The sequence below is a fragment of the Bradyrhizobium sp. 40 genome (assembly GCF_023100925.1).
In the GTDB taxonomy this organism is placed as follows: domain Bacteria; phylum Pseudomonadota; class Alphaproteobacteria; order Rhizobiales; family Xanthobacteraceae; genus Bradyrhizobium.
In genome coordinates this window covers 6,734,170-6,753,112 of record NZ_CP064688.1, presented here as the reverse complement: position 1 = coordinate 6,753,112, position 18,943 = coordinate 6,734,170, and the positions used below count along the sequence as shown (strand labels likewise).

24 protein-coding genes and 1 tRNA gene are annotated in these 18,943 nt (G+C 63.7%); 14 read left to right on the top strand and 11 right to left on the bottom strand.

Translation table 11 applies throughout. The features are described 5' to 3' along the window. The first annotated feature begins 145 nt into the window (after window positions 1-145). The 7 genes from hisD (at window position 146) to IVB40_RS32320 (ending at window position 4,211) form a co-directional block, all read left to right on the top strand. Window positions 146-1,441, top strand: a complete 1,296-nt coding sequence (gene hisD, locus IVB40_RS32350; protein WP_247817397.1) for a histidinol dehydrogenase — start codon at window positions 146-148, stop codon at window positions 1,439-1,441. Further along, window positions 1,438-1,935, top strand: coding sequence for a UPF0262 family protein (locus tag IVB40_RS32345; protein WP_018453111.1), 498 nt, complete (start codon window positions 1,438-1,440; stop codon window positions 1,933-1,935). The genes hisD and IVB40_RS32345 overlap by 4 nt, the downstream gene beginning before the upstream one ends. A 5-nt stretch (window positions 1,936-1,940) precedes the next feature. Next, a complete protein-coding gene (locus IVB40_RS32340; RefSeq protein WP_007615472.1) occupies window positions 1,941-2,408 on the top strand; it encodes a low molecular weight phosphatase family protein in 468 nt (155 codons plus the stop codon). Between the two features lie 156 nt (window positions 2,409-2,564). Then, on the top strand, window positions 2,565-3,194 hold the full coding sequence (locus IVB40_RS32335) for a Maf-like protein (protein WP_027565713.1): 630 nt from the start codon (window positions 2,565-2,567) through the stop codon (window positions 3,192-3,194). 155 nt (window positions 3,195-3,349) lie between these two features. Beyond that, on the top strand, window positions 3,350-3,532 hold the full coding sequence (gene yacG, locus IVB40_RS32330; protein ID WP_027565712.1) for a DNA gyrase inhibitor YacG: 183 nt from the start codon (window positions 3,350-3,352) through the stop codon (window positions 3,530-3,532). A gap of 185 nt (window positions 3,533-3,717) precedes the next feature. Then, window positions 3,718-3,793: transfer RNA gene (locus tag IVB40_RS32325), tRNA-Phe, on the top strand. 169 nt (window positions 3,794-3,962) lie between these two features. Then, a complete protein-coding gene (locus IVB40_RS32320; protein ID WP_247429031.1) occupies window positions 3,963-4,211 on the top strand; it encodes a hypothetical protein in 249 nt (82 codons plus the stop codon). A gap of 31 nt (window positions 4,212-4,242) precedes the next feature. On the opposite strand, the gene IVB40_RS32315 is transcribed toward IVB40_RS32320, so the two are convergent. From IVB40_RS32315 to IVB40_RS32305, 3 genes are read right to left on the bottom strand one after another with little or no spacing between them, the layout of a single operon-like run. After that, entirely contained in the window at window positions 4,243-5,460 is a 1,218-nt protein-coding gene (locus IVB40_RS32315; protein WP_247285707.1) for a cyclopropane-fatty-acyl-phospholipid synthase family protein, read from the bottom strand. Between the two features lie 10 nt (window positions 5,461-5,470). After that, entirely contained in the window at window positions 5,471-6,253 is a 783-nt protein-coding gene (locus IVB40_RS32310) for a DUF1365 domain-containing protein (protein ID WP_247427404.1), read from the bottom strand. A gap of 3 nt (window positions 6,254-6,256) precedes the next feature. Further along, window positions 6,257-7,570, bottom strand: a complete 1,314-nt coding sequence (locus tag IVB40_RS32305) for an FAD-dependent oxidoreductase (RefSeq protein WP_247817396.1) — start codon at window positions 7,568-7,570, stop codon at window positions 6,257-6,259. 200 nt (window positions 7,571-7,770) lie between these two features. Between IVB40_RS32305 and IVB40_RS32300 the strand changes: the two genes are divergently transcribed. From IVB40_RS32300 to IVB40_RS32290, 3 genes are all read left to right on the top strand, one after another. Then, window positions 7,771-8,577, top strand: a complete 807-nt coding sequence (locus tag IVB40_RS32300; RefSeq protein WP_247817395.1) for a DUF1295 domain-containing protein — start codon at window positions 7,771-7,773, stop codon at window positions 8,575-8,577. Between the two features lie 151 nt (window positions 8,578-8,728). Further along, window positions 8,729-9,130 carry a DUF2177 family protein gene (locus tag IVB40_RS32295; protein ID WP_247427430.1) on the top strand — a complete coding sequence of 134 codons (402 nt, stop codon included), beginning with the start codon at window positions 8,729-8,731 and terminating at the stop codon, window positions 9,128-9,130. Window positions 9,131-9,132: 2 nt separating this feature from the next. After that, window positions 9,133-9,633 carry a TspO/MBR family protein gene (locus IVB40_RS32290; protein ID WP_247817394.1) on the top strand — a complete coding sequence of 167 codons (501 nt, stop codon included), beginning with the start codon at window positions 9,133-9,135 and terminating at the stop codon, window positions 9,631-9,633. Between the two features lie 53 nt (window positions 9,634-9,686). Here the strand turns inward: IVB40_RS32290 and IVB40_RS32285 are convergent, their stop codons facing one another. The 6 genes from IVB40_RS32285 to IVB40_RS32260 all read right to left on the bottom strand — a co-directional run bounded on the left by IVB40_RS32285 (window position 9,687) and on the right by IVB40_RS32260 (window position 14,456). Then, window positions 9,687-9,938 (bottom strand): hypothetical protein, encoded by a 252-nt coding sequence (locus IVB40_RS32285; protein ID WP_247817393.1) that lies wholly within the window; start codon window positions 9,936-9,938, stop codon window positions 9,687-9,689. 71 nt (window positions 9,939-10,009) lie between these two features. Next, entirely contained in the window at window positions 10,010-10,591 is a 582-nt protein-coding gene (locus IVB40_RS32280; protein ID WP_035961032.1) for a sigma-70 family RNA polymerase sigma factor, read from the bottom strand. Between the two features lie 79 nt (window positions 10,592-10,670). After that, window positions 10,671-11,318: a ChrR family anti-sigma-E factor gene (locus IVB40_RS32275; protein WP_247285713.1), complete on the bottom strand. Its 648-nt coding sequence runs from the start codon at window positions 11,316-11,318 to the stop codon at window positions 10,671-10,673. Beyond that, window positions 11,315-11,860 carry a sigma-70 family RNA polymerase sigma factor gene (locus IVB40_RS32270; RefSeq protein ID WP_247819619.1) on the bottom strand — a complete coding sequence of 182 codons (546 nt, stop codon included), beginning with the start codon at window positions 11,858-11,860 and terminating at the stop codon, window positions 11,315-11,317. Before IVB40_RS32270 ends, IVB40_RS32275 begins: the two co-directional genes overlap by 4 nt. 248 nt (window positions 11,861-12,108) lie before the next feature. Next, a complete protein-coding gene (locus tag IVB40_RS32265) occupies window positions 12,109-13,251 on the bottom strand; it encodes a helix-turn-helix transcriptional regulator (RefSeq protein ID WP_247817391.1) in 1,143 nt (380 codons plus the stop codon). Window positions 13,252-13,310: 59 nt separating this feature from the next. Then, window positions 13,311-14,456, bottom strand: coding sequence for a helix-turn-helix transcriptional regulator (locus tag IVB40_RS32260; RefSeq protein ID WP_247817390.1), 1,146 nt, complete (start codon window positions 14,454-14,456; stop codon window positions 13,311-13,313). A gap of 466 nt (window positions 14,457-14,922) precedes the next feature. Between IVB40_RS32260 and IVB40_RS32255 the strand changes: the two genes are divergently transcribed. The 4 genes from IVB40_RS32255 to IVB40_RS32240 all read left to right on the top strand — a co-directional run bounded on the left by IVB40_RS32255 (window position 14,923) and on the right by IVB40_RS32240 (window position 17,949). Continuing rightward, window positions 14,923-15,102, top strand: coding sequence for a hypothetical protein (locus tag IVB40_RS32255; protein ID WP_027565700.1), 180 nt, complete (start codon window positions 14,923-14,925; stop codon window positions 15,100-15,102). Between the two features lie 160 nt (window positions 15,103-15,262). Then, on the top strand, window positions 15,263-15,937 hold the full coding sequence (locus tag IVB40_RS32250; RefSeq protein WP_247285716.1) for a heme-binding beta-barrel domain-containing protein: 675 nt from the start codon (window positions 15,263-15,265) through the stop codon (window positions 15,935-15,937). A gap of 19 nt (window positions 15,938-15,956) precedes the next feature. Further along, window positions 15,957-16,667, top strand: a complete 711-nt coding sequence (locus IVB40_RS32245; RefSeq protein ID WP_247819618.1) for a dihydrofolate reductase family protein — start codon at window positions 15,957-15,959, stop codon at window positions 16,665-16,667. Window positions 16,668-16,677: 10 nt separating this feature from the next. Next, the gene (locus IVB40_RS32240) at window positions 16,678-17,949 is read left to right on the top strand and encodes an NAD(P)/FAD-dependent oxidoreductase (protein ID WP_247817388.1); all 1,272 of its coding nucleotides are present in this window, start codon (window positions 16,678-16,680) and stop codon (window positions 17,947-17,949) included. Between the two features lie 57 nt (window positions 17,950-18,006). Here IVB40_RS32240 and IVB40_RS32235 read toward each other — a convergent pair whose 3' ends face one another. Together IVB40_RS32235 and IVB40_RS32230 are read right to left on the bottom strand one after the other, a co-directional pair. Continuing rightward, on the bottom strand, window positions 18,007-18,327 hold the full coding sequence (locus IVB40_RS32235; protein WP_247817387.1) for a hypothetical protein: 321 nt from the start codon (window positions 18,325-18,327) through the stop codon (window positions 18,007-18,009). 253 nt (window positions 18,328-18,580) lie between these two features. Further along, window positions 18,581-18,928 (bottom strand): DUF3088 domain-containing protein, encoded by a 348-nt coding sequence (locus tag IVB40_RS32230; RefSeq protein ID WP_247817386.1) that lies wholly within the window; start codon window positions 18,926-18,928, stop codon window positions 18,581-18,583. Window positions 18,929-18,943 lie beyond the last annotated feature (15 nt).

Sequence of the window (18,943 nt, the reverse complement as noted above, 5' to 3'; positions counted from 1 at the left end):
TGCCAAGGCCACGCATTCCGCTTTTGCCAGGACGACGCCGGAGGGGAACGGCCCGGCCCAAGGGTTGACGCAGCTTCCCCGCCGCGCCATTGAGCAGGGGCCTGGTGAGCCAAACCGCGCCCCCAAAAACCAGTTAGAAGCCAAGATGCCCGTTCGTCTCGACCGCAGCAGCGCCGATTTTGACCAGCGATTCGGGGCCTTCCTCGCCGCCAAGCGCGAGGCCTCGGCCGACGTCGAGGCGGCCGCGCGTGCCATCGTCGACGACGTGGCGAAGCGGGGCGATGCCGCCCTGCTCGAGGCCACGGCAAAGTTCGACCGGTTGACGCTCGATGCATCCGGCCTGCGCGTCACCGCCGCCGAGATCGAGGCCGCGGTGAAAGCCTGCGATGCAGCGACGCTGGATGCGCTCAAGCTCGCGCGCGATCGCATCGAGACCTATCACAGCCGCCAACTGCCGAAGGACGAGCGCTTCACCGATCAGCTCGGCGTCGAGCTCGGCTGGCGTTACACCGCGATCGAATCCGCCGGCCTCTACGTGCCCGGCGGCACCGCGGCCTATCCGTCCTCGGTGCTGATGAATGCGGTGCCGGCAAAGGTCGCGGGCGTGGCGCGTCTCGTCATGGTGGTGCCCTCGCCCGACGGCAAGCTCAATCCGCTGGTGCTGGCGGCAGCAAAGCTTGGCGGCGTCACCGAGATCTATCGCGTCGGCGGCGCGCAGGCGATTGCCGCGCTCGCGCATGGCACCGCGACGATCGCGCCTGTCGTCAAGATCGTCGGACCCGGCAACGCCTATGTCGCCGCGGCAAAGCGGCTGGTGTTCGGCAAGGTCGGCATCGACATGATCGCCGGTCCCTCCGAGGTGCTTGTCATCGCCGATGGCACCGGCAATGCCGACTGGATTGCCGCCGATCTGCTGGCCCAGGCCGAGCACGACACCAGCGCGCAGTCGATCCTGATCACCGATTCGGCGCGCCTTGCCGCCGATGTCGAAAAGGCCGTCGAGGCGCAGTTGAAGACGCTGCCGCGCGCCGCGATTGCCAGCGCCTCGTGGGCCGATTTCGGCGCCATCATCATGGTGAAGAACCTCAACGACGCCATTCCGCTCGCGGATGCGATTGCCGCCGAGCATCTCGAGATCATGACGCAAGATCCCGACGCGCTCGCCGCAAGGATCCGCAACGCCGGCGCCGTGTTCCTCGGGCCGCATACACCGGAGGCGATCGGCGACTATGTCGGCGGCTCCAATCACGTGCTGCCGACGGCGCGCTCGGCACGATTCTCGTCGGGTCTTTCGGTGCACGATTTCCTCAAGCGCACCTCGATCCTGAAATGCGGCCCGGATCAGCTGCGTGCGCTGGGTCCGGCCGCGATGATTCTCGGTAAGGCGGAGGGGCTAGATGCCCATTCGCGCTCGATTGGATTGCGCCTCAATTTGTCATGACCCAGCCGCCCGAACAGGACGACTCGACCAATCGCATCGTCGGCGTCACGCTCGACGAGGACTCGATCGGCCGTTCCGGGCCCGACATCGAGCATGAGCGCGCGATCGCGATCTACGATTTGATCGAGCAGAATTTGTTCGCGCCGGAGGGCGCCGACGGGAAGGGGCCGTTCACGCTGCATATCGGCATCACCGGCAGCCGGCTGATGTTCGACATCCGCCGCGAGGACGGCACGCCCGTGGTCGCGCATCTGTTGTCGCTGACGCCGTTCCGACGGATCGTGAAGGACTATTTCATGATCTGCGACAGCTACTACCAGGCGATCCGCACGGCGACGCCGGACAAGATCGAGGCCATCGACATGGGCCGCCGCGGCATCCATGACGAGGGCTCGCGCACGCTGCAAGAGCGGCTGAAGGGCAAGGTGCGGGTCGATTTCGAGACCTCGCGCCGGCTGTTCACGCTCATTACTGTCCTGCACTGGAAGGGTTGAGCGCGATGGCGGGTCCGCCACGCGCACGCGATCCGCAATCGGTGCTGTTCGCCTGTGCCATGAACAGCGTGCGCTCGCCGATGGCGGAGAGCCTGCTGCGGCACATGTTTCCGCAGGGCCTCTACGTGAAGTCGGCCGGTGCCAGGCGCGGCGAGCTCGATCCGTTCGCGGTGTCCGTGATGGCCGAGCTCGGCCAGGACATCTCCACCCACAAGCCGCAGACCTTCGAGGAGCTGGAGGACTGGGAGGGGCTGAATTTCGACCTGATCATCACGCTTTCGCCGGAGGCGCACCACAAGGCGCTGGAGCTGACCCGCACGCTCGCCGCCGACGTCGAATACTGGCCGACGCAGGATCCCACCACCATGGAAGGCAGCCGCGACCAGAAGTTGGCTGCCTATCGCGACGTCTGCGATCAGCTCCTGCTGCGCATCCGCCGGCGATTTTCGAAGGTGGGCGCGGCGAACGGGTAGCATTCGGCGCCCGTAACACCCGCGTCACAGACTGCGGGCACACGCATCCTGTACCCGTCGAATCAGTAAAGTCCGGGTTCCCGGGTTGTGAAATCAGCCCCCGTCCGATAGGTTCCGCGCGCAATTCACCCCCTGCTTCATTCCCCAAATCACCTGATGCTCGGCCGCCCCAAATTCGTTCTCGCCTCCGGTTCGCCGCGGCGCCTGTCGCTGCTCAACCAGGCCGGCATCGAGCCGGACGCGCTCCGGCCCGCCGACGTCGACGAGACGCCGAAGCGGGGCGAGCTGCCGCGCGCCTGCGCCAATCGGCTGGCGCGGGCCAAGGCGGATGCGGCGCTCAAATCGGTTCAGCTCGACGACGAGCTGCGCGGCGCCTTCATCCTCTCCGCCGACACGGTGGTGGCGGTCGGCCGCCGCATCCTGCCCAAGGCCAACCTGGTCGACGAGGCCGCGCAATGCCTGCGGCTGCTGTCGGGCCGCAACCACCGCGTCTACACCGCCATCACCCTGGTGACGCCGCGCGAGGCCTTCCGCCAGCGCCTGGTCGAGACCCGCGTCCGCTTCAAGCGCCTCTCGGAAGACGACATCCAGGCCTATATCGGCTCCGGCGAATGGCGCGGCAAAGCCGGCGGCTACGCCGTGCAGGGCATCGCCGGGTCGTTCGTGGTCAAGATGGTGGGGTCCTACACCAACGTGGTCGGCCTGCCGCTCTACGAGACCACCACGCTGCTTGGCGGCGAAGGTTTCCCGATCCGCTTCGGCTGGCTCAACGCCACCGCCATCTGAGCCGACAAGCCGCTCCTGCAAAAAATCTCGAAAACAACCCCATGCACAGTAGAATTGCCCCGCGGAGATCTGGCCGGGACGCCTGCGCCTTCGCCGGAGGAACCCCTTTGGCGACAGGCTCTTGAACTGGCTCGCATGTGTAAGCTGAGCACCTCATGGACGACCCGGTGAAAAAGCCCGCAAGCTCCCTCAAAACCTGCCCGATCTGCGGCAAGCCGCAGTCCGAGGCCACCCGCCCGTTCTGCTCCCCGCGCTGCCGCGACGTCGATCTGAACCGCTGGCTGAAAGGCTCCTATGTCATTCCCGGCCGGGATGACGAGGCAGATGGGGAAGAATAGCCCTGTTCTATCAAGTATTTAAATTGTCGATGCACCGCCACGCGGCGTTGCCTCCGAGCCACGTCCCGCCTTGTGCACAGCCGGGCCGCGCCCCGCGAAGCCATCGGCGAAGCGTGGGTGGACAGGCAGCCTTCAGCCCACTATAAACCGCCCGCTCGATGGGCTTTGGCCCCTCTTTGGAGCACGCCCAGGTAGCTCAGTTGGTAGAGCATGCGACTGAAAATCGCAGTGTCGGTGGTTCGATTCCGCCCCTGGGCACCATTTCGCTCTCCACGGGCAACACTTCCCTAGCGCCAAGCCTTGACCAGCCGGCTCGCGCAGCAATCCAATCCGGAGCCAGATCTCGCCCGCCCGTTGCTGGCACTCTGCTTGCTCAGCCAGGACCAAAGTCTGGCTTTGGAAGAGAGGCCGTTTCAGGTTGAGGCAAGTGATGCAGGAAATGTCCCGTTCTGGTGCTGCTGGCGAACTCCGGCTCGATGCGTTGGTCGCCGATTTGTGGTGGCGCGTTCGGCTCATCAACACCGACATTCTCGAGGAAGAGGCGAGAGCAGGGGTGTTTGACCCGTTTCAGCCGACATACCCGCTTCTTGCGCTTAATCTTCGCGCGCGACGCGACAATTTGGTCTCGACGATCGGCGTGCTCGAGCAGCGTGCGCGATCAGCGTCGGAAGCGGCTTGAGGGTTCGTTCACACCGGAAACGTCAGCGACGTCAGCTTCGGCGCGCGAATACCAGCTGACGGACGTCGATCTTTTCGGCCCTGAAACCTGCCTCGCAGTAGCACAAATAATATTCCCACAGCCGTCGGAACGGCTCGTCGAACCCGAGTGAGGTCAGGTCCGTCCAGGCATGGCCGAAGCTCGTTCGCCAGACCGCGAGCGTCTTGGCGTAGTCCTGTCCAAAGACCCGCTCGCGGATCAGAGGCATCTGCACGCGTTCGCCGAGCGAGCGCAGGACATTCGGCGAAGGCAGCATCCCGCCCGGAAAGATGTATCTCTGGATGAAGTCCACGCGCCGCCGGTAGCTGTCAAAGAGCTCGTCGCGGACGGTGATCGCCTGGATGCCGGCAAGACCGCCCGGCTTGAGCCGTTGATGCAGTTGATTGAAGTATGTCGGCCAGAACGGCTCGCCGACCGCCTCGATCATCTCGATCGAGGCGATACGGTCGAACTGTCCGTCCTGATCGCGGTAATCCTGCAACCGGATTTCGACCTTGTCGCCGAGCCCGGCTTCGTGGATTCGCCGGCTGGCGAATGCGTGCTGCTCCTTGCTGATGGTGAGCGCCAAGACCTTGGCGCCGCAAGTTTTGGCGGCATATTCGGCAAAGCCGCCCCAGCCGCAGCCGATCTCGAGCAGGGTATGGCCGGGCCGCAGCTCGATCGCCTTCGCCAGCTGTTCGTATTTGTGCCGTTGAGCGGCGAGCAGGTCGGTCGCATCGGGCGAGAACAATGCCGACGAGTAGGTCATGCTCGGATCGAGCCAGGCCGCAAAGAAAGCGTTGCCGAGATCATAATGGGCGTGGATATTCAGCCGCGATCCCAGTCGCGTGTTTCGGCGCAACCGATGCAGCGCGCGCCGGCAAAGCCGGACCAGTGCATTGCCGGCGAAGGCGCTGTCGACCAGATCGTCGTTCAGACAGAACACGTAAAGCAGCTGGGAGAGATCCGGTGTGCTCCAATCGCCTCGAATGTAAGCCTCGGCCATGCCGATATCGCCGCCCAACACCAGGCTTCGCGCGAAGGCGTAGCTGTTGAGCTCGATGGTCGCCGACGGCCCCGGATGCGTTCCCCGCAACACCACCGTTCTGCCGTCGGGAAGGCGAACATCTACGGTGCCGAGCTTGAGCCGCGAGGCGAGCCGCAGCGCGAGCCGCGCGAGCAAGGGAACGTCATCGAAACGAGCAGTCTGGTGAGTGGCTGCGAGGTCCATGGCTTCACATTCAGCGTTGGTTCGGACGGGGAACGTAGGGAACATTTTTCAGCCAAAGCCGGATCGCTTCCCAATGGATGGCCGCGACGACCTTGAAGGTGAGAAGTGGCAGGGTGACGAGCGTCGCCAACAGCGAGCGACTGGTCAGCGGGCGACGTTGCCCGGAGAATGCAGCCGTAAATATCACGCCATGCTCATCGGTCTGCACGATTCTGACCTTCACTTGCTGGTCGGGCGGAGCAATGCTGAAGCGATACCGCGTTTGCATTTCCATGAAGGGCGAGACGTAGAACTCCTTCGCCTGACATTGTCGTATGGCACCGCCGGCAGCAGCGTCCCCCACCGGAAGGATGTAGGAATGGATTTCGCCAAAAGTGTTGCGGACTTCGTAGATCAGCAGCGCAAGATTGCCGCAGCTGCCATAGCAGAAGTAGATCGAAAGCGGATTGAATACGTAGCCGAAGAGCCGCGGATAGCACAAAAGGAGGATGCGCCCTCCCGACAGATCGATATCGCGTTGTTCGGCCAGGCGTCGCACATGGTTGCTCAAGGATGCGCCGTCACGCTTGCCGTGATCGGATTCGTGGAAGCTGAAGACCGACGCGCGATTGATGCCGAACAGGCGAGACTGGCGATCCGCTTCATCAAGCCGGTCGAGGTCGATGAGCAGGTTCATGACCCGGTAAGCGAACCTGTGGCGCACGGGTCGCATGCGGGCGTGCATCACCCTGCCCAGGTAGAGCGCGGCCGCAGATGACGTCGCCGTTCGTTCTGGGGCACCCGGTTGCAACATGTTCTACTCAGCAGCCTGCGCCAGCAACGCGCCGGACTGCCGCCACGGCACCGCACTGCCAAGTGCCTCGGCAACGGCGATGCCGGAGCGCAGGCCATCCTCATGGAATCCGTAGCCGGTCCACGCGCCGCAAAACCAGGTGCGGCGGCGTCCCTGGATTTCGGGGAGATTCCTCTGCGCGGCGAACGCGCTTGCGTCATATTGCGGATGCGCGAATGTGAACTTGCCGAAGGTGAGATGAGGCGCCGGCTCAAAAGGAGGATTGAGGCTGACGAACAGCGGCTTGCGGTCGTCGATGCCCTGCAGCCGGTTCATCCAGTAGGTCACGGCGACGTCGTTCTGGGCAGGCGTTTCGCGTTGCCAGCGCAAGAAGTTCCAGGATGCCCATGCATTGCGGCGTTTCGGCATAAGATTGATGTCGCGGTGCAGATAGGCCGTGTTTGGAGCGTAACGGATCGCGCCGAGAATGGATCTCTCGCGTGGGTCGGCATCCGACAGCATCGCCAGGGCCTGATCGCTGTGACAGGCCATCACGACAGCGTCGTAGGAGTCCTGATGGCCGTGACTGTCGCCGATCGTCACGCCGTGCTCGGTGCGATGGATTGATGTGACCGCGCAGCCGAGCCGGATGCTGGCCTTGAACCTGGCGGTGAGTTTCTCGACATAGCGCCGGCTGCCGCCCTGGACGGTCCGCCAGAACGGCCGATCCAGATGCAACAGCCGGTGATTGTCGAAAAAGGCGATGAAGTTTTCCGCGGGAAAGGCGAGGATCTCGGCCGAGGGCGACGACCAGATGGCGGCCCCCATCGGTCCCAGATAATCGCTGAACAGGCGCGGGCTGAACGCTTGCTTGCGCAGATATTCGCCGAGTGTGAGGTTCTGGAGCCGGCCAGCCCGCAAGTCGGAGACGCTTTCCTTGTTGAAGCGCCGGACCTCGGCCAGCATGCGAAAATACGACGGGGAGAAGAGGTTACGCGGCTGGGCAAACAGGCCGGAGGCGACCTGCAGGAAGGTCTCGCCGCCGCCCCGCCACTCGAATCGGCCATGGTCGGCCGACATCGCGAAGCTCATGCATGTCTCCTCGGTCTTTACACCCAGGTGCGCGAACAGAGACGTCAATTCCGGGTAGTTCGGCTCGTTGAACACGATGAAGCCGATGTCGACGTCGATCTCTTCGCCATCGTAGTCAACGCGCACTGTATGACTGTGTCCGCCCGGTCGCAATTCGCGCTCGTAGACGGTCACGGCATGACGTTCGGACAGGAGCCACGCGGCGCCATTGCCGGCAATTCCCGTCCCGATCACCGCCAAACGCATGCTTTATCGCCCCCAATACCACCAGCGACGGCCGGAACATCCGGTTTCGGGCCAATGTCGTCCGCCGCCCGGCTCAGGACAGCTCCAATAGCTGACCTGTCCACCCGCGCTTGAGGAAACGTTCCAGCGGACAGCGTGGATCACCAGCGAAACCGGGGCACGGGAGGGACGTAAGGATCCGAGTTTGGGTATGGTGAGGCATGGATTTCCTGCAAATACTGATCGTCGCCGGCATCGCGCTTGCGCTTTCGCTGTTGATGGGGCTGGCCTGGATCGTTCAGCAGCGAACCGGCAATTCCGGGTGGGTCGATACGATCTGGACCTACTCCGTCGGCCTGGTTGGGACGGTGGCGGCCCTTTTGCCATTCGGCGAGGCTCTGCAAGTGCGTCAGATGCTCGTAGGCGGGCTCGTGCTGCTTTGGTCGGTGAGGCTCGGGACGCATATCGCCCGGCGCGCCGCAGCGGGTATCGACGATCCGCGATATGCAAGCTACGCGCAGGAATGGGGCTCACAGGCGCCGCTTCGCATGTTTGCTTTCCTGCAGTCGCAGGCCTTCGCCTCGGTGCCGCTGCCATTCGCGGTCTTCCTGGCTGCACACTCTCCACGGGCCGCCCTGGGCATTCAGGACTATGCGGGCGCCGCCATCATGCTTGCGGCCGTCGCAGGCGAGGCGATCGCCGACGAGCAATTGCGAAGCTTCAAGCGCAACAAGGCAAACGCGGGCCTAGTCTGCAACATCGGGCTTTGGCGCTGGTCGCGTCATCCGAATTATTTCTTCGAATGGCTCGGATGGCTCGCCTATCCGATGATCGCGCTGTCGCCGGACTACGCATGGGGCTGGGCGAGCCTGATCGCGCCGGCGATCATGTACTGGATACTCGTGCACGTGACCGGAATACCCCCGCTCGAAGTCCAGATGCTGCGATCCCGCGGCCGCCGGTATCGGGACTATCAGGCACGCACCAGCGCTTTCTTTCCACGGCCGCCCAAGAAGGCGCCGGAATGATCGGAGTTCCGGCCGCCGATCTGGCTCAAGGGCGAGACAGGGTTGCGGGGCAAGGCGGAACGAGCGCGCCGCGTGATCCAGCGAGGGCTTCACGTCGTTTACAGCCGATGCCTTTGTTAAACCGGTTGCGACACCGGAGGGGAGACCGGACATGAGCCTGCTTTTTACATATCTGTCGGTGGCTGCGACCTTTGTTGCGCTCGACATGATCTGGCTCAAGACCATGGTCGAGAGACTTTACCGGCCGGTGCTGGGCGACATGTTACGGTCGCAGCCCGACCTCGCCGCTGCTGCAGTGTTTTATCTGGCCTATCCCGTCGGCCTGATCTGGTTCGCGGTGCTGCCGGCTCAGCAGGATGGCGGCGCACTGCGTGCCTTCATGTCCGGCGTGATGCTGGGCTGCTTCACCTATGCGACCTACGATCTGACCAACCAGGCCACGCTGAGGAATTGGTCGACGGCGCTCACTCTCGCGGACGTGGGCTGGGGATCGGTCCTCGCCGGTGTCAGCGCCTGGACCGGATTTCTCGTCGCTCAACGGATGGCGCATTGATTATGGACGGGACGCACGACGGGGCGCTGCGGCACGATGGCGACCGTAAGCGCGGCAGATGGTACCGGTGCGCCGCTTTCCTGTTTCTGGTCCCTGCTGCGGGGATTCTGATCGGGGTCCTGAACCGTCCGGGAGCCTGGTACGCCGCGCTCAACAAGCCATCTTTCAATCCGCCGGATGCGGTGTTCGCACCGGTCTGGACGGCCCTGTTCGTGATGATCGCCGTGGCGGGATTCCGCACCTTCGAGGCGGAGCCGCGCGGAACGACGATGAGAATATGGGGCCTGCAGATGATCTTGAATTTTGCATGGTCTCCCATTTTCTTTTCGCTTCATCGCATGGACGTGGCGCTCGGCGTCATTGTTGCCCTGTTTGCTGTGATCCTTGCCTTTGTCTGGCGTCAATGGGCGAACGATCGACTGGCAGCGGCCCTTTTCATTCCCTACGCCGGCTGGGTGGGTTTTGCGACCTTGCTGAACATCTCGCTGCTCCGCCTCAATTAGGATCGGCGCGCAGAACTGACTTCGCGCGTCGAACGGACGAGCGTGGCGCCGAATCAGAGATCCGTCGCTCCATCGCACCCGTCAAAGGCCTCTCTGGTCGCCGCGATCTTGTCGGAGAGCGATGTGAATGCGATCTGGACACTCCGCTTGGCATCGTCGTCAAGCACGAGGTGCGCAAGATCGACCAGTCGATCGCCGAAGCGCTCCATGACAGCGAGCAAAAGATCGAGATCTTCCGCGGGCTTGTTGGCCGCCAGACCGTCGACCTCTCTCACCATCTGCTCGAGTCTCGCAACGGAGGACACAAGCGGATCCTGGTGTCCACGGATCGGGAATTCGATGATCTCTGCGGCGACGCGCGGGTTCCTTGCCTGCTTCAGGCTGCAGCCGATGCGGCAAGGCAGTCCTTGCGTACCGCCAGAAGGGTTCGGTGCAACCAGGTCTTGATGGTGCCGACCGGCACACCGAAGCGCCGAGACAAGCTCGCACGGCTCTCACCCTCGAGATAGGCCAGCGCCACCAGCCTGCGGCGGTCTTCCGGCAAACGAGCCAGCACGCTGCGTGCGATCGGTTCGGCGCGGGCGTAGTCGAAATCGTCGATCGCCGGCTGATCAGCACTTGTCGGAACCAGCAGCGCCTCGTCCAGCTCGTGAGTCGGCAGTCTTCTGACCCGCAGATGGTCGATGGCGGTATTCCGCGCGATGGCGGACATCCAGGTCATCGCCGAAGCACGGTCGCCGTCGAACCGACCCGCGTTGCGCCAGATCTTCAGATAGGCTTCCTGAAGAATGTCCTCGATGTCGTGGGGCGGAGTTCCGACGGCGAGCGCAGTCCTGCGCAGCCTGCTCCGCGTCAGCATGTGCAGCGCTGCGAAGGCTTGTGCGTCGCCCGCCGAAACGCATGCCAACAATTCGGGCAATGTTTCGCTCTGCGCCTGCGTCAGGCTTAAGCCGGCCATGACCTGTCTCCCTTGCGTTTCCTTCGAAACGATCCGGGCGCGCGTTCGGATCACCCGGCGGAAGAAGGAGGCGAGCGGATCAAAGCCGCACGAATGGCCCGATCAGCCTGCCAAGCAGGCCGTTCATGCGCAGGTCGCCCGTCATTGCGACAAGGCAAACACATGGGCCCTCGTCGCCCACCAAAGGTCGATGGTCGATCTCGTCGTCGCCATAGTCGAAATCACCCGGACCAAACCGGCCGCCCTGGTGGCTGAAGCTGCCCTCGAGCACGAGGGTCAATTCGGTTCCGGTGTGCGTGTGTTCGAGCATGCGCGTCCCCGGCGCGGAGCGAAGCAGAAATGCCCGCGCCGTGCCCGATCCGGACAACTCGATCGGTCGCATGCTCAGACCCGGAGCGATGCGCCTGCGCTTGCCGATGCGGTAGTTTCGCAGCGCCGCCGGAATATCCTGCTCGCTGCCGCGAGCGGCCTCGGAAGTCCGCGCCGCTCGCTCTTCAGGAGCGTCGTGAATGCGCGACATCACCTGCTCGAACGCATCCGATGCGACCGGCACCGGCTCAACATCTTCAAGAGCCAAGCCGCCAAGTTGCTCGATGGCCTGCACGAACCGGCCGCACCGAGCGCAACCCGCAACATGCACCCCCACCACCAACTGATGGGCTTCTTCCAACCTGCCGGCCGCAAAGTCGGCCAGAAGATCTTCCGGTGGATGATGGCTGATCGTCATGCTTCTTCGTCCAATATGTCTCTCAGGCGGTTCATCGCCAGCCTGATCCGCGACTTCACCGTTCCGAGCGGAATGCCGAGCAGGCTCGCGATTTCCGGGTGCGGCCTCTCCTCGATGAACGACAATCTCACCACCATGGATTGCTCCATCGAGAGCTGCCTGACGGCCGAATTGATCCGCGCCGCGTCCTGCAAGCGGGACATAACGGCGTCCGCGGGTTCCGCAGGATCCGGCGTCTCGGGAAGCTCAGAGGTGCCCCGCAGGCGGTCTGCCCGCGCTCTGCTGCGGAACAAATCGATGCGCAAATTGCGCGCGATGGTGAATATCCATGCCGCTGCCCCGGCCGTCGTAGGGTCGAACTGGCCTGCCTTCTGCCAGACGGCGATCAGGGTATTTTGAGCAATCTCCTCCGCCTCGTCCGAACTGCACCCGGCCTTCAGCATCAGTCCCTTGATGCGCGGCGCGAAATGCTCGAACAGGCGCTTGAAGGCCTCCCGGTCTCCGGCCGAGGCGACGCGTCCGATCAGATCAGCCCAATCCACCTTTGTGTTCGGCCCTTTGTTCGCGCCAGTCGACAGCCGCGCTTCGATCCTCCGGGGAAAACCAGCCTTCGCCCGGAATGGCGCATCTAAAGCTCGGATAGCAGCGATCATAGCGCCTCGACAAGCGACCTGTGGGTCTGGGAACGAACGAGGACTGGCCTTGGATCACCGCGGAATGATCATTGCGACGGTTCCGGGGCCGTCCACGCCCAGGTCCGGCCGACCGTGCGCCGTCTCGCCCCCGCGCCTTACACCGGGAACGTCAGCGATTTCGCGAGCCTGACCAGATCGACCTGGCGCCGGCAGCCCGTCTTTTCGAAGACGTGAATGAGATGGCTCTTCACAGTGCTGACGGAAACGCCGAGCAAGGCCGAGATCGCGTCTCGCGTGTGTCCCTCGCAGATGAGCTCGAAGATGCGGATCTCGGCCGGCGTCAGGTCATAGAGCTGGTTGAGCGCATCGTGAGGCAATCGCGGCGGCCCGGAGGCGGACGTCACGAACACGGCGGCAGCGGCGCTCTGGATCAGACCGGATCGGGTATGGCTGCGTCGCAGCGGCAGAACGTGGATGACAAGAGGGTCACCGCCTTGGCGGGGGATCGGGATGCCGATGCCTTTTTGCCCGAGCGTCGCCTCGTCCTTTGCTGCCTGCGCGACGGCTGATTGCAATGCGGCCGTGGTCGCCGCAGATTGAACCGCGATCCGGCCATGCCTTGTCACGATCGGATCGCCGGCCGCGAGCATCGCCGCGGCTGCGGCGTTGGTGTGAACGATGTTCGAATCCTCGTCGGCCAGGACGACGCCGACCGTCAGGGCCTCCACCGTCGCCGAGAATGTGTTGGCTTCCACCGTCTTCATGTCGAACAGATTGCTGATCGTCACGGCGCGGCGGATGTGAGGCGCCAGAAGGCGCAATCCGTCGACCTGCGCATCGTCAATGCGGCCTGCCGACTCATGCTGGCTGAATATCGCATTTCCAACCATCGTCCTGTCGCGTACGAGGCCGACGGCAACGGCGTCGAACAAGCCCTTGGGCAGGGCCCATTCGCGATAATAGCGGTTGCTGGAAATGATGTCCGGCCGGACCGCCTGGGATTGAACGATCGGCTCGCCGAGCGGATATTGCTGAATGCGCTCGGCGCCGCCCCAGAGCTCGATGATATCGGGGCCGTAGCCGACCCCGTTCTGGGCCATCTGGGCCAGGTCGGACCCGGACACCGCGTTGACGACGGCCTTCATGTTGGTGAGGCTGGCGACCGAGAGCGCGCCGGTGGCAAAGCCGAACTCGGCGCAAATCTCATCCAGAACGGCGGTCCAGCGTTCAGGCGCGATCACACAATCGTAGACCGCGCCGATGAGGTCAGAGAACTTCTCGACCGAAGCCTGCTGCATTCCAAACCACTCACTTCAAAATCACTGGACGACGGAGCGTACCGTCACCCCGAGCTTCCCTACACCGGAAACGTCAGCGACCTTGCCAGCCTGACCAGGTCGACTTGGCGCCGGCAACCTGTCTTTTCGAAGACGTGCAAGAGGTGACTTTTCACGGTGCTGACCGACACTCCGAGTTGCGACGAGATCGCGTCGCGTGTCTGTCCATCGCAGATGAGCTCGAAGATGCGAATTTCGGCCGGCGTCAGATCGTAGAGCTGGATGAGAGCATCGTGAGGCAGCTGCGGCGGACCGGAGGCAGATGCCACGAACAGAGCGGCGGCGGCGCGCTGGACCAGGCCGGCCCGCATGTGGCCGCGTCGCATCGGCAGAACGTGAATGACGAGAGGATCTCCGCTCGAGCGGGGGATTGGGATGCTGATGCCTTTTTGGCCGAGTGCCGCCTCGTCCTTTGCTGCTTGCGCGATGGCCGATTGCAACGTGCTGGTGGTGGTCGCCGATTGAACGGCGATCCGGCCATGTCGAGCCAGAAGTGGATCGCTTGCCGCGAGCATGGCTGTGGCTGCGGCATTGGTGTGAACGATCTTCGAATCGTCGTCCGCCAGAACGACTCCGACCGTCAGGGCCTCCACTGTCGCGGCGAATGTCGTGGCTTCCACGGTCTTCATGTCGAACAGATTGCTGATGATCACGGCGCGGCGGATGTGAGGTGCGAGAACGCGCAATCCGCTAACCTGCGCATCGTCAATGGCCCCGTCCGACTGATGCTGACTGAATGTCGCATTGCCGATCATTGTTTTTTCGCGAACGAGGGCGACGCCGACGGCGTCGAACAAGCCCTTGGGGAGAGCCCATTCCAGGTGATAGCGATTGCCGAGGACTATTTCCTCCGGGACCGCTTGGGATCGAATGATCGGTTCTCCAAGCGGATATTGCCGGATGCGCTCAACGCCGCCCCAGAGTTCGACGATATCAGGCGCATACTCGATGCTGGTCTGGGCCATCGTCTGGACAGGGTCGGTCCCGGAGGCGGCATTGACTCCGATCCTCATGTTCGTGAGGCTATATGCCGATAGCACGGCGGTCGCGAAGCCGAGCTCCGTGCGAATCTCGTTTAGAACGCCCGTCCAGCGTTCCGGTGCGATCACGCAGTCGTAGATCGCGCCGATGAGGTCCGAGAACTTCTCGACCGAAGCCTGCTGCATTCCAAACCACTCACTTGAAAATAACGGACGTCACGTGAACGCTAGTTTAGGAGTGGCTTCATCGCCTATGGTGTATTTCACAATCCTGAGGCCGTGATCTTATCACCGTGATTCCGTGGCGCAAACGGGAACACCGAACACAAATGCTTATGGCCTGATTAAAACTGCGGCAGACGCGACGTTGATTGCAAACCAGCAGGGCGTATCAAGTATGCTGGGATTCGACGATGCAATGATATTGGGCGCGAGATGTCCTCGTCTCGGGGCCGCGGAGGCCCGTCCGCCGGACGTAGACGAATCATAATAGATCGTGAGGTCGCCGTCCGCCTCTCCTGCGATTGGACGATGGCACGGCTGACAGCGCATCGATCATCGCCGGGTGATCGACGACACATATCATTCGAGCTGATCAATCTAGCTTGGTGTCAGGTGGCTCGCAGTGATCCACCAAGCAAAGGCAAAACTCATGCGCAACTACATCCTCGTGGCTCTTGCAGCGATCGCACTGGCGAACGTGATGACGCCTTCGAACGCGACGACCATCGTCCGCGACCATCGCGACCCGCCCGTCGTGCGCGACCATCGCGATCAACCCATCGTCCGGGATCACCGGACTCACCCCGAGGTCCGCGACCACCGCCACTAAGCATCCTGGCGACGGAGCCGAACTGAGGAGGTTCGGCTCCGTTTCGCATCATGGATCGTCTGCGCGTGGCGCCTACGTCCATTCGCGATTGTGAGGCTTGAGACCGAGCCACGCCGGCGCTCTCATGCTATTGCTGCCTCGCAACGACGCGAGGACACCCATGCTCCCCCTTCCCGCCGATATCTTCACCGAGCCCGAGGACGTCTCGCCCGACGGCCTTGCCAATCTCGGCCCGCTCCGCCGTCTCGCCGGTGTCTGGCAGGCCGACAAGGGTATCGACATCAATCCGAAGGCGGAAGGGCCGGAGCGGCGGACCTTCATCGAGCGCATCCGGATGGACCCGATCGATCCCCAAGCCAACGGCCCGCAGCTGCTCTATGGGCTGCGCTATCACATCCATATCAACACGCCTGAGGAAGACATCACCTTCCATGACCAGGTCGGCTATTGGTTGTGGGAGCCCGCGACCGGGTTGATCATGCAGACGCTGGCGATCCCGCGTGGGCAGGTGCTGCTGGCGTCGGGCAAGGCCGGGCCGGACGACAAGGAGATCTCTGTCACGGCCAAGCGCGGCGACACCGCTTACGGGATCTGCTCGACTGATTTTCTGGAACAAGCGTTCCGCACCGACGCTTACCGCTGCGACATCACCTTCAACGACGACGGCAGTTGGACCTATCTGATCCAGACCGAGTTGTTCGTGCGCGGCGCGCCGTTCAACCATCGCGACACCAACACGCTCAAACTCGTCGCGCCGCCAAAGCTCAATCCCCTCGCGGTGATCGTGAACGATCGCGCCACGGGGAGTGAGAAGGGCAATGAGCCGGCCGCCTGAGCGCGGCCCGGAGATGCGCATGAAGCCTTACGTCATCTGTCTGATGCATTCGAGTCTGGACGGCCGCACCCATCCGAGCCGCTGGCGCCCGAAGGGACCAGGATCGGACTGGTTCGAGAAGATCCACGACGAGCTCGGCGGCGATGCCTGGGTGATCGGCCGCGTCACCGGCTCGGAGTTCGCCAAGCGCGAGCCTTATCCGGCGACGACGGACGCGAAATTTCCGCGCGAAAACTGGTTCGCGCGACGTGACGCGAAAACCTATGGCGTCGTGCTCGATGCGAAGGGCAAGATCGGCTGGGGCCGTTCCGATATCGGCGGCGATCCGATCGTCGTCGTGCTGACCGAGAGCGTCTCCGATTCGCATCTCGCCGGGCTCCGCGGCGAGGGCGTGTCCTATATCTTTGCCGGCAAGTCCGAGATCGACCTCGCACTGACGGTGGATATTCTCAATCGCGAGCTCGGCGTGAAGCGCCTGCTGGTGGAGGGTGGCGGCGTCGCCAACGGCGCGTTCCTGCGCGCCGGCCTGATCGACGAGTTCAACCTGATCCTCAGTCCCGCGATCGATGGCGCCAGGGGCGCGCCCTTCGTGTTCGATTCCACGGACTCCGACGGCGACCGGCGTGCACCGCTGACTGCGATGGGGCTGGAGAGCACGCGGGATCTCGGCGGCGGTGTCCTGCTGCTACGCTATCTGATCCAGAACGATCCGCAGGCCGTGGGCGAGTAACAGCACCGCCATGTCCGTAACATCAGAGCATATCGTCATCGTCGGTGCCGGCGCGGCCGGTCTGATGGCGGCGCGCGAGCTGGCGCGCGCGGGCAAGACAGTGACGATCCTGGAGGCGCGCGAGCGCTGCGGCGGCCGCATCCATCCGCTGCCTGCTTCGGAGTTCGGCTACCCCGCCGATGGCGGCGCCGAATTCGTCCACGGCGAGGCGCCGGTCACGCGCGCGTTGCTGCGTGAGGCCGGGTTGTCCCTTCAGGGGATCGAAGGCGAGCGGTGGGGCTTTGACGGCGCAGACATCGTGCGCGAGGATCGCCACGATCCGCATGAGGCTGAGCTGCACGCCGTGGTTCGGGAATTGAACGACGACCTCACCGTCGCCGATTTCCTGCGCCGGCATTTTGCCGGCGATGAGCACGCGCGGCTGCGCCATGCGATCGAGCGAATGGTCGAGGGCTACGATGCGGCCGATCCCGAGCGCGCTTCGACGCTGGCGCTGCGCGAGGAATGGATGGCTGGCGGGCACTCTCCGCAGGCGCGGGTCAAGGGCGGCTATGGTGCGATGATCGAGTTCCTGACGGCCGAGTGCCGCAAGCTTGGCGTGATTTTTCGCTTCGGCTGCGTGGTGTCGGCGATCGAGGAGGAGGGCGGCGCGCTCGCCGCTCGCTGTGTCGGCGGCGGGGTACATGGCTGCGATCGCGTGATCCTCACTGTTCCGTTGCCGTTGCTGCGCGAGATCGCGCTCCCGGAGAGCGCGCGCTTGAAGGCGGCGTCTGCCGACGACATCGGCTTCGGTAACGTAATAAAAATCCTGCTGCACTTCAGGCGGCCATGGTGGCGCGAGCGCAAGGAAGAGCTTGCGGACATGAGCTTCCTTTTGACCGACCAGGCCATCCCGGTGTGGTGGACGCAATACCCGGACCGGCATCCCGTGCTGACCGGATGGTTCGGCGGCCCGCGCACGGCAGCGCTGACGCAGCTCGACCCGCAAGCGCTGATCGACGCCGGGCTCGATTCGCTTGCGACCGTCTTCGGCCTCTCGCGCGAAGATCTCGCGCACGAGCTCATCGCGGCCGTTGCGACAAACTGGGCGCACGATCCCTACGCCCGCGGCGCCTATTCCTGGGCGACGCCGCGAACGCGCGAGGCGCAAACGATCCTCGCGCGCGCCGACGGGCCGGTGCTGTTCTCCGGCGAGGCGCTCTATCGCGGAGCCGACATGGGCACGGTCGAAGCGGCGCTGGCGAGCGGCCAACAGACGGCGGGGATGATCTTGCGGGGATAGGCTGACGAGCAAAAAAGGCCCGCATTTCGCGGGCCTTTCGTGTTGCTGCCTCTCGTCTTACCAGCGACTGCCGCCGAAGCCGAACGTCACGCTGGGACCGCCGCCGCCATAATATCCGTACGGTCCGCCGCCGTAATATCCGTGGTGCCGCGGATAATAGCCGTAGCTTCGGTAGTGCGGACGATGAAATCCGGGATGGTGGTGAGGACGCCAGTGATGGCGATAGCCGTGATGGTGGTGCCTGTGCTGCGCGCTGATATCGGTTGACTGGGCCGCTGGCGCGTTCTGTTTTGCGCTTGAATGATCGGCCGCGTTCGCCGCGGATCCGCCTGCAAGCGCCGCAGCACCGACGGCCATCGCGACAAAGAGATACTTCATGTCATCACTCCAGTTGAATGTCGTGTGACAACACATGGTCAGCCGGCGCGTTCCGGCCAGTGCGGGCGTCGAAACGACGCAGTTTCATCGGCGCCCGATTCGCGCGGCTGCGTGCGTCTCGTGAGATTTATTGTCGCATCACCAGCGTCGATCGCAACCCTGCCATCACTCTGCCGCGAATGACGCAATCACGTATCGGTGGCGACGAATTCGCCGTTCAGATTCGACACGTCATCGCGCGAGCGCTCTCCCCTCACGGATGCGGATCGGGAAAGCTGTGACGTTCGGAGAGTGCGCCCAGGATGGCGTCCTTGTCGGCAATGAACGCGCGGCCCTGATGGCGGCCGGTCTGGTGCGGCGAGGTCGCTCCAACCGCCAGCACGAGCAGCGGCAACGACTGGTTCTCCTCGCCAGCCAGCGCGATCACGGCGTGCCGCGGGCGTGGCCACGCGATGCGCTCGACGTCGAGCTTGTCGGCGAGCTGCGGAAACGAGACCAGCAAGCCCTCGATCAGCGCGCAATGCCAGCAATAGAAACGGCGTCCAGGAAAGGCCGGGTCCTCGAAACCAGGTCGCAGCAGAAACAGGCGATCGCGCGTCATGGGTCGCTCCGAGGT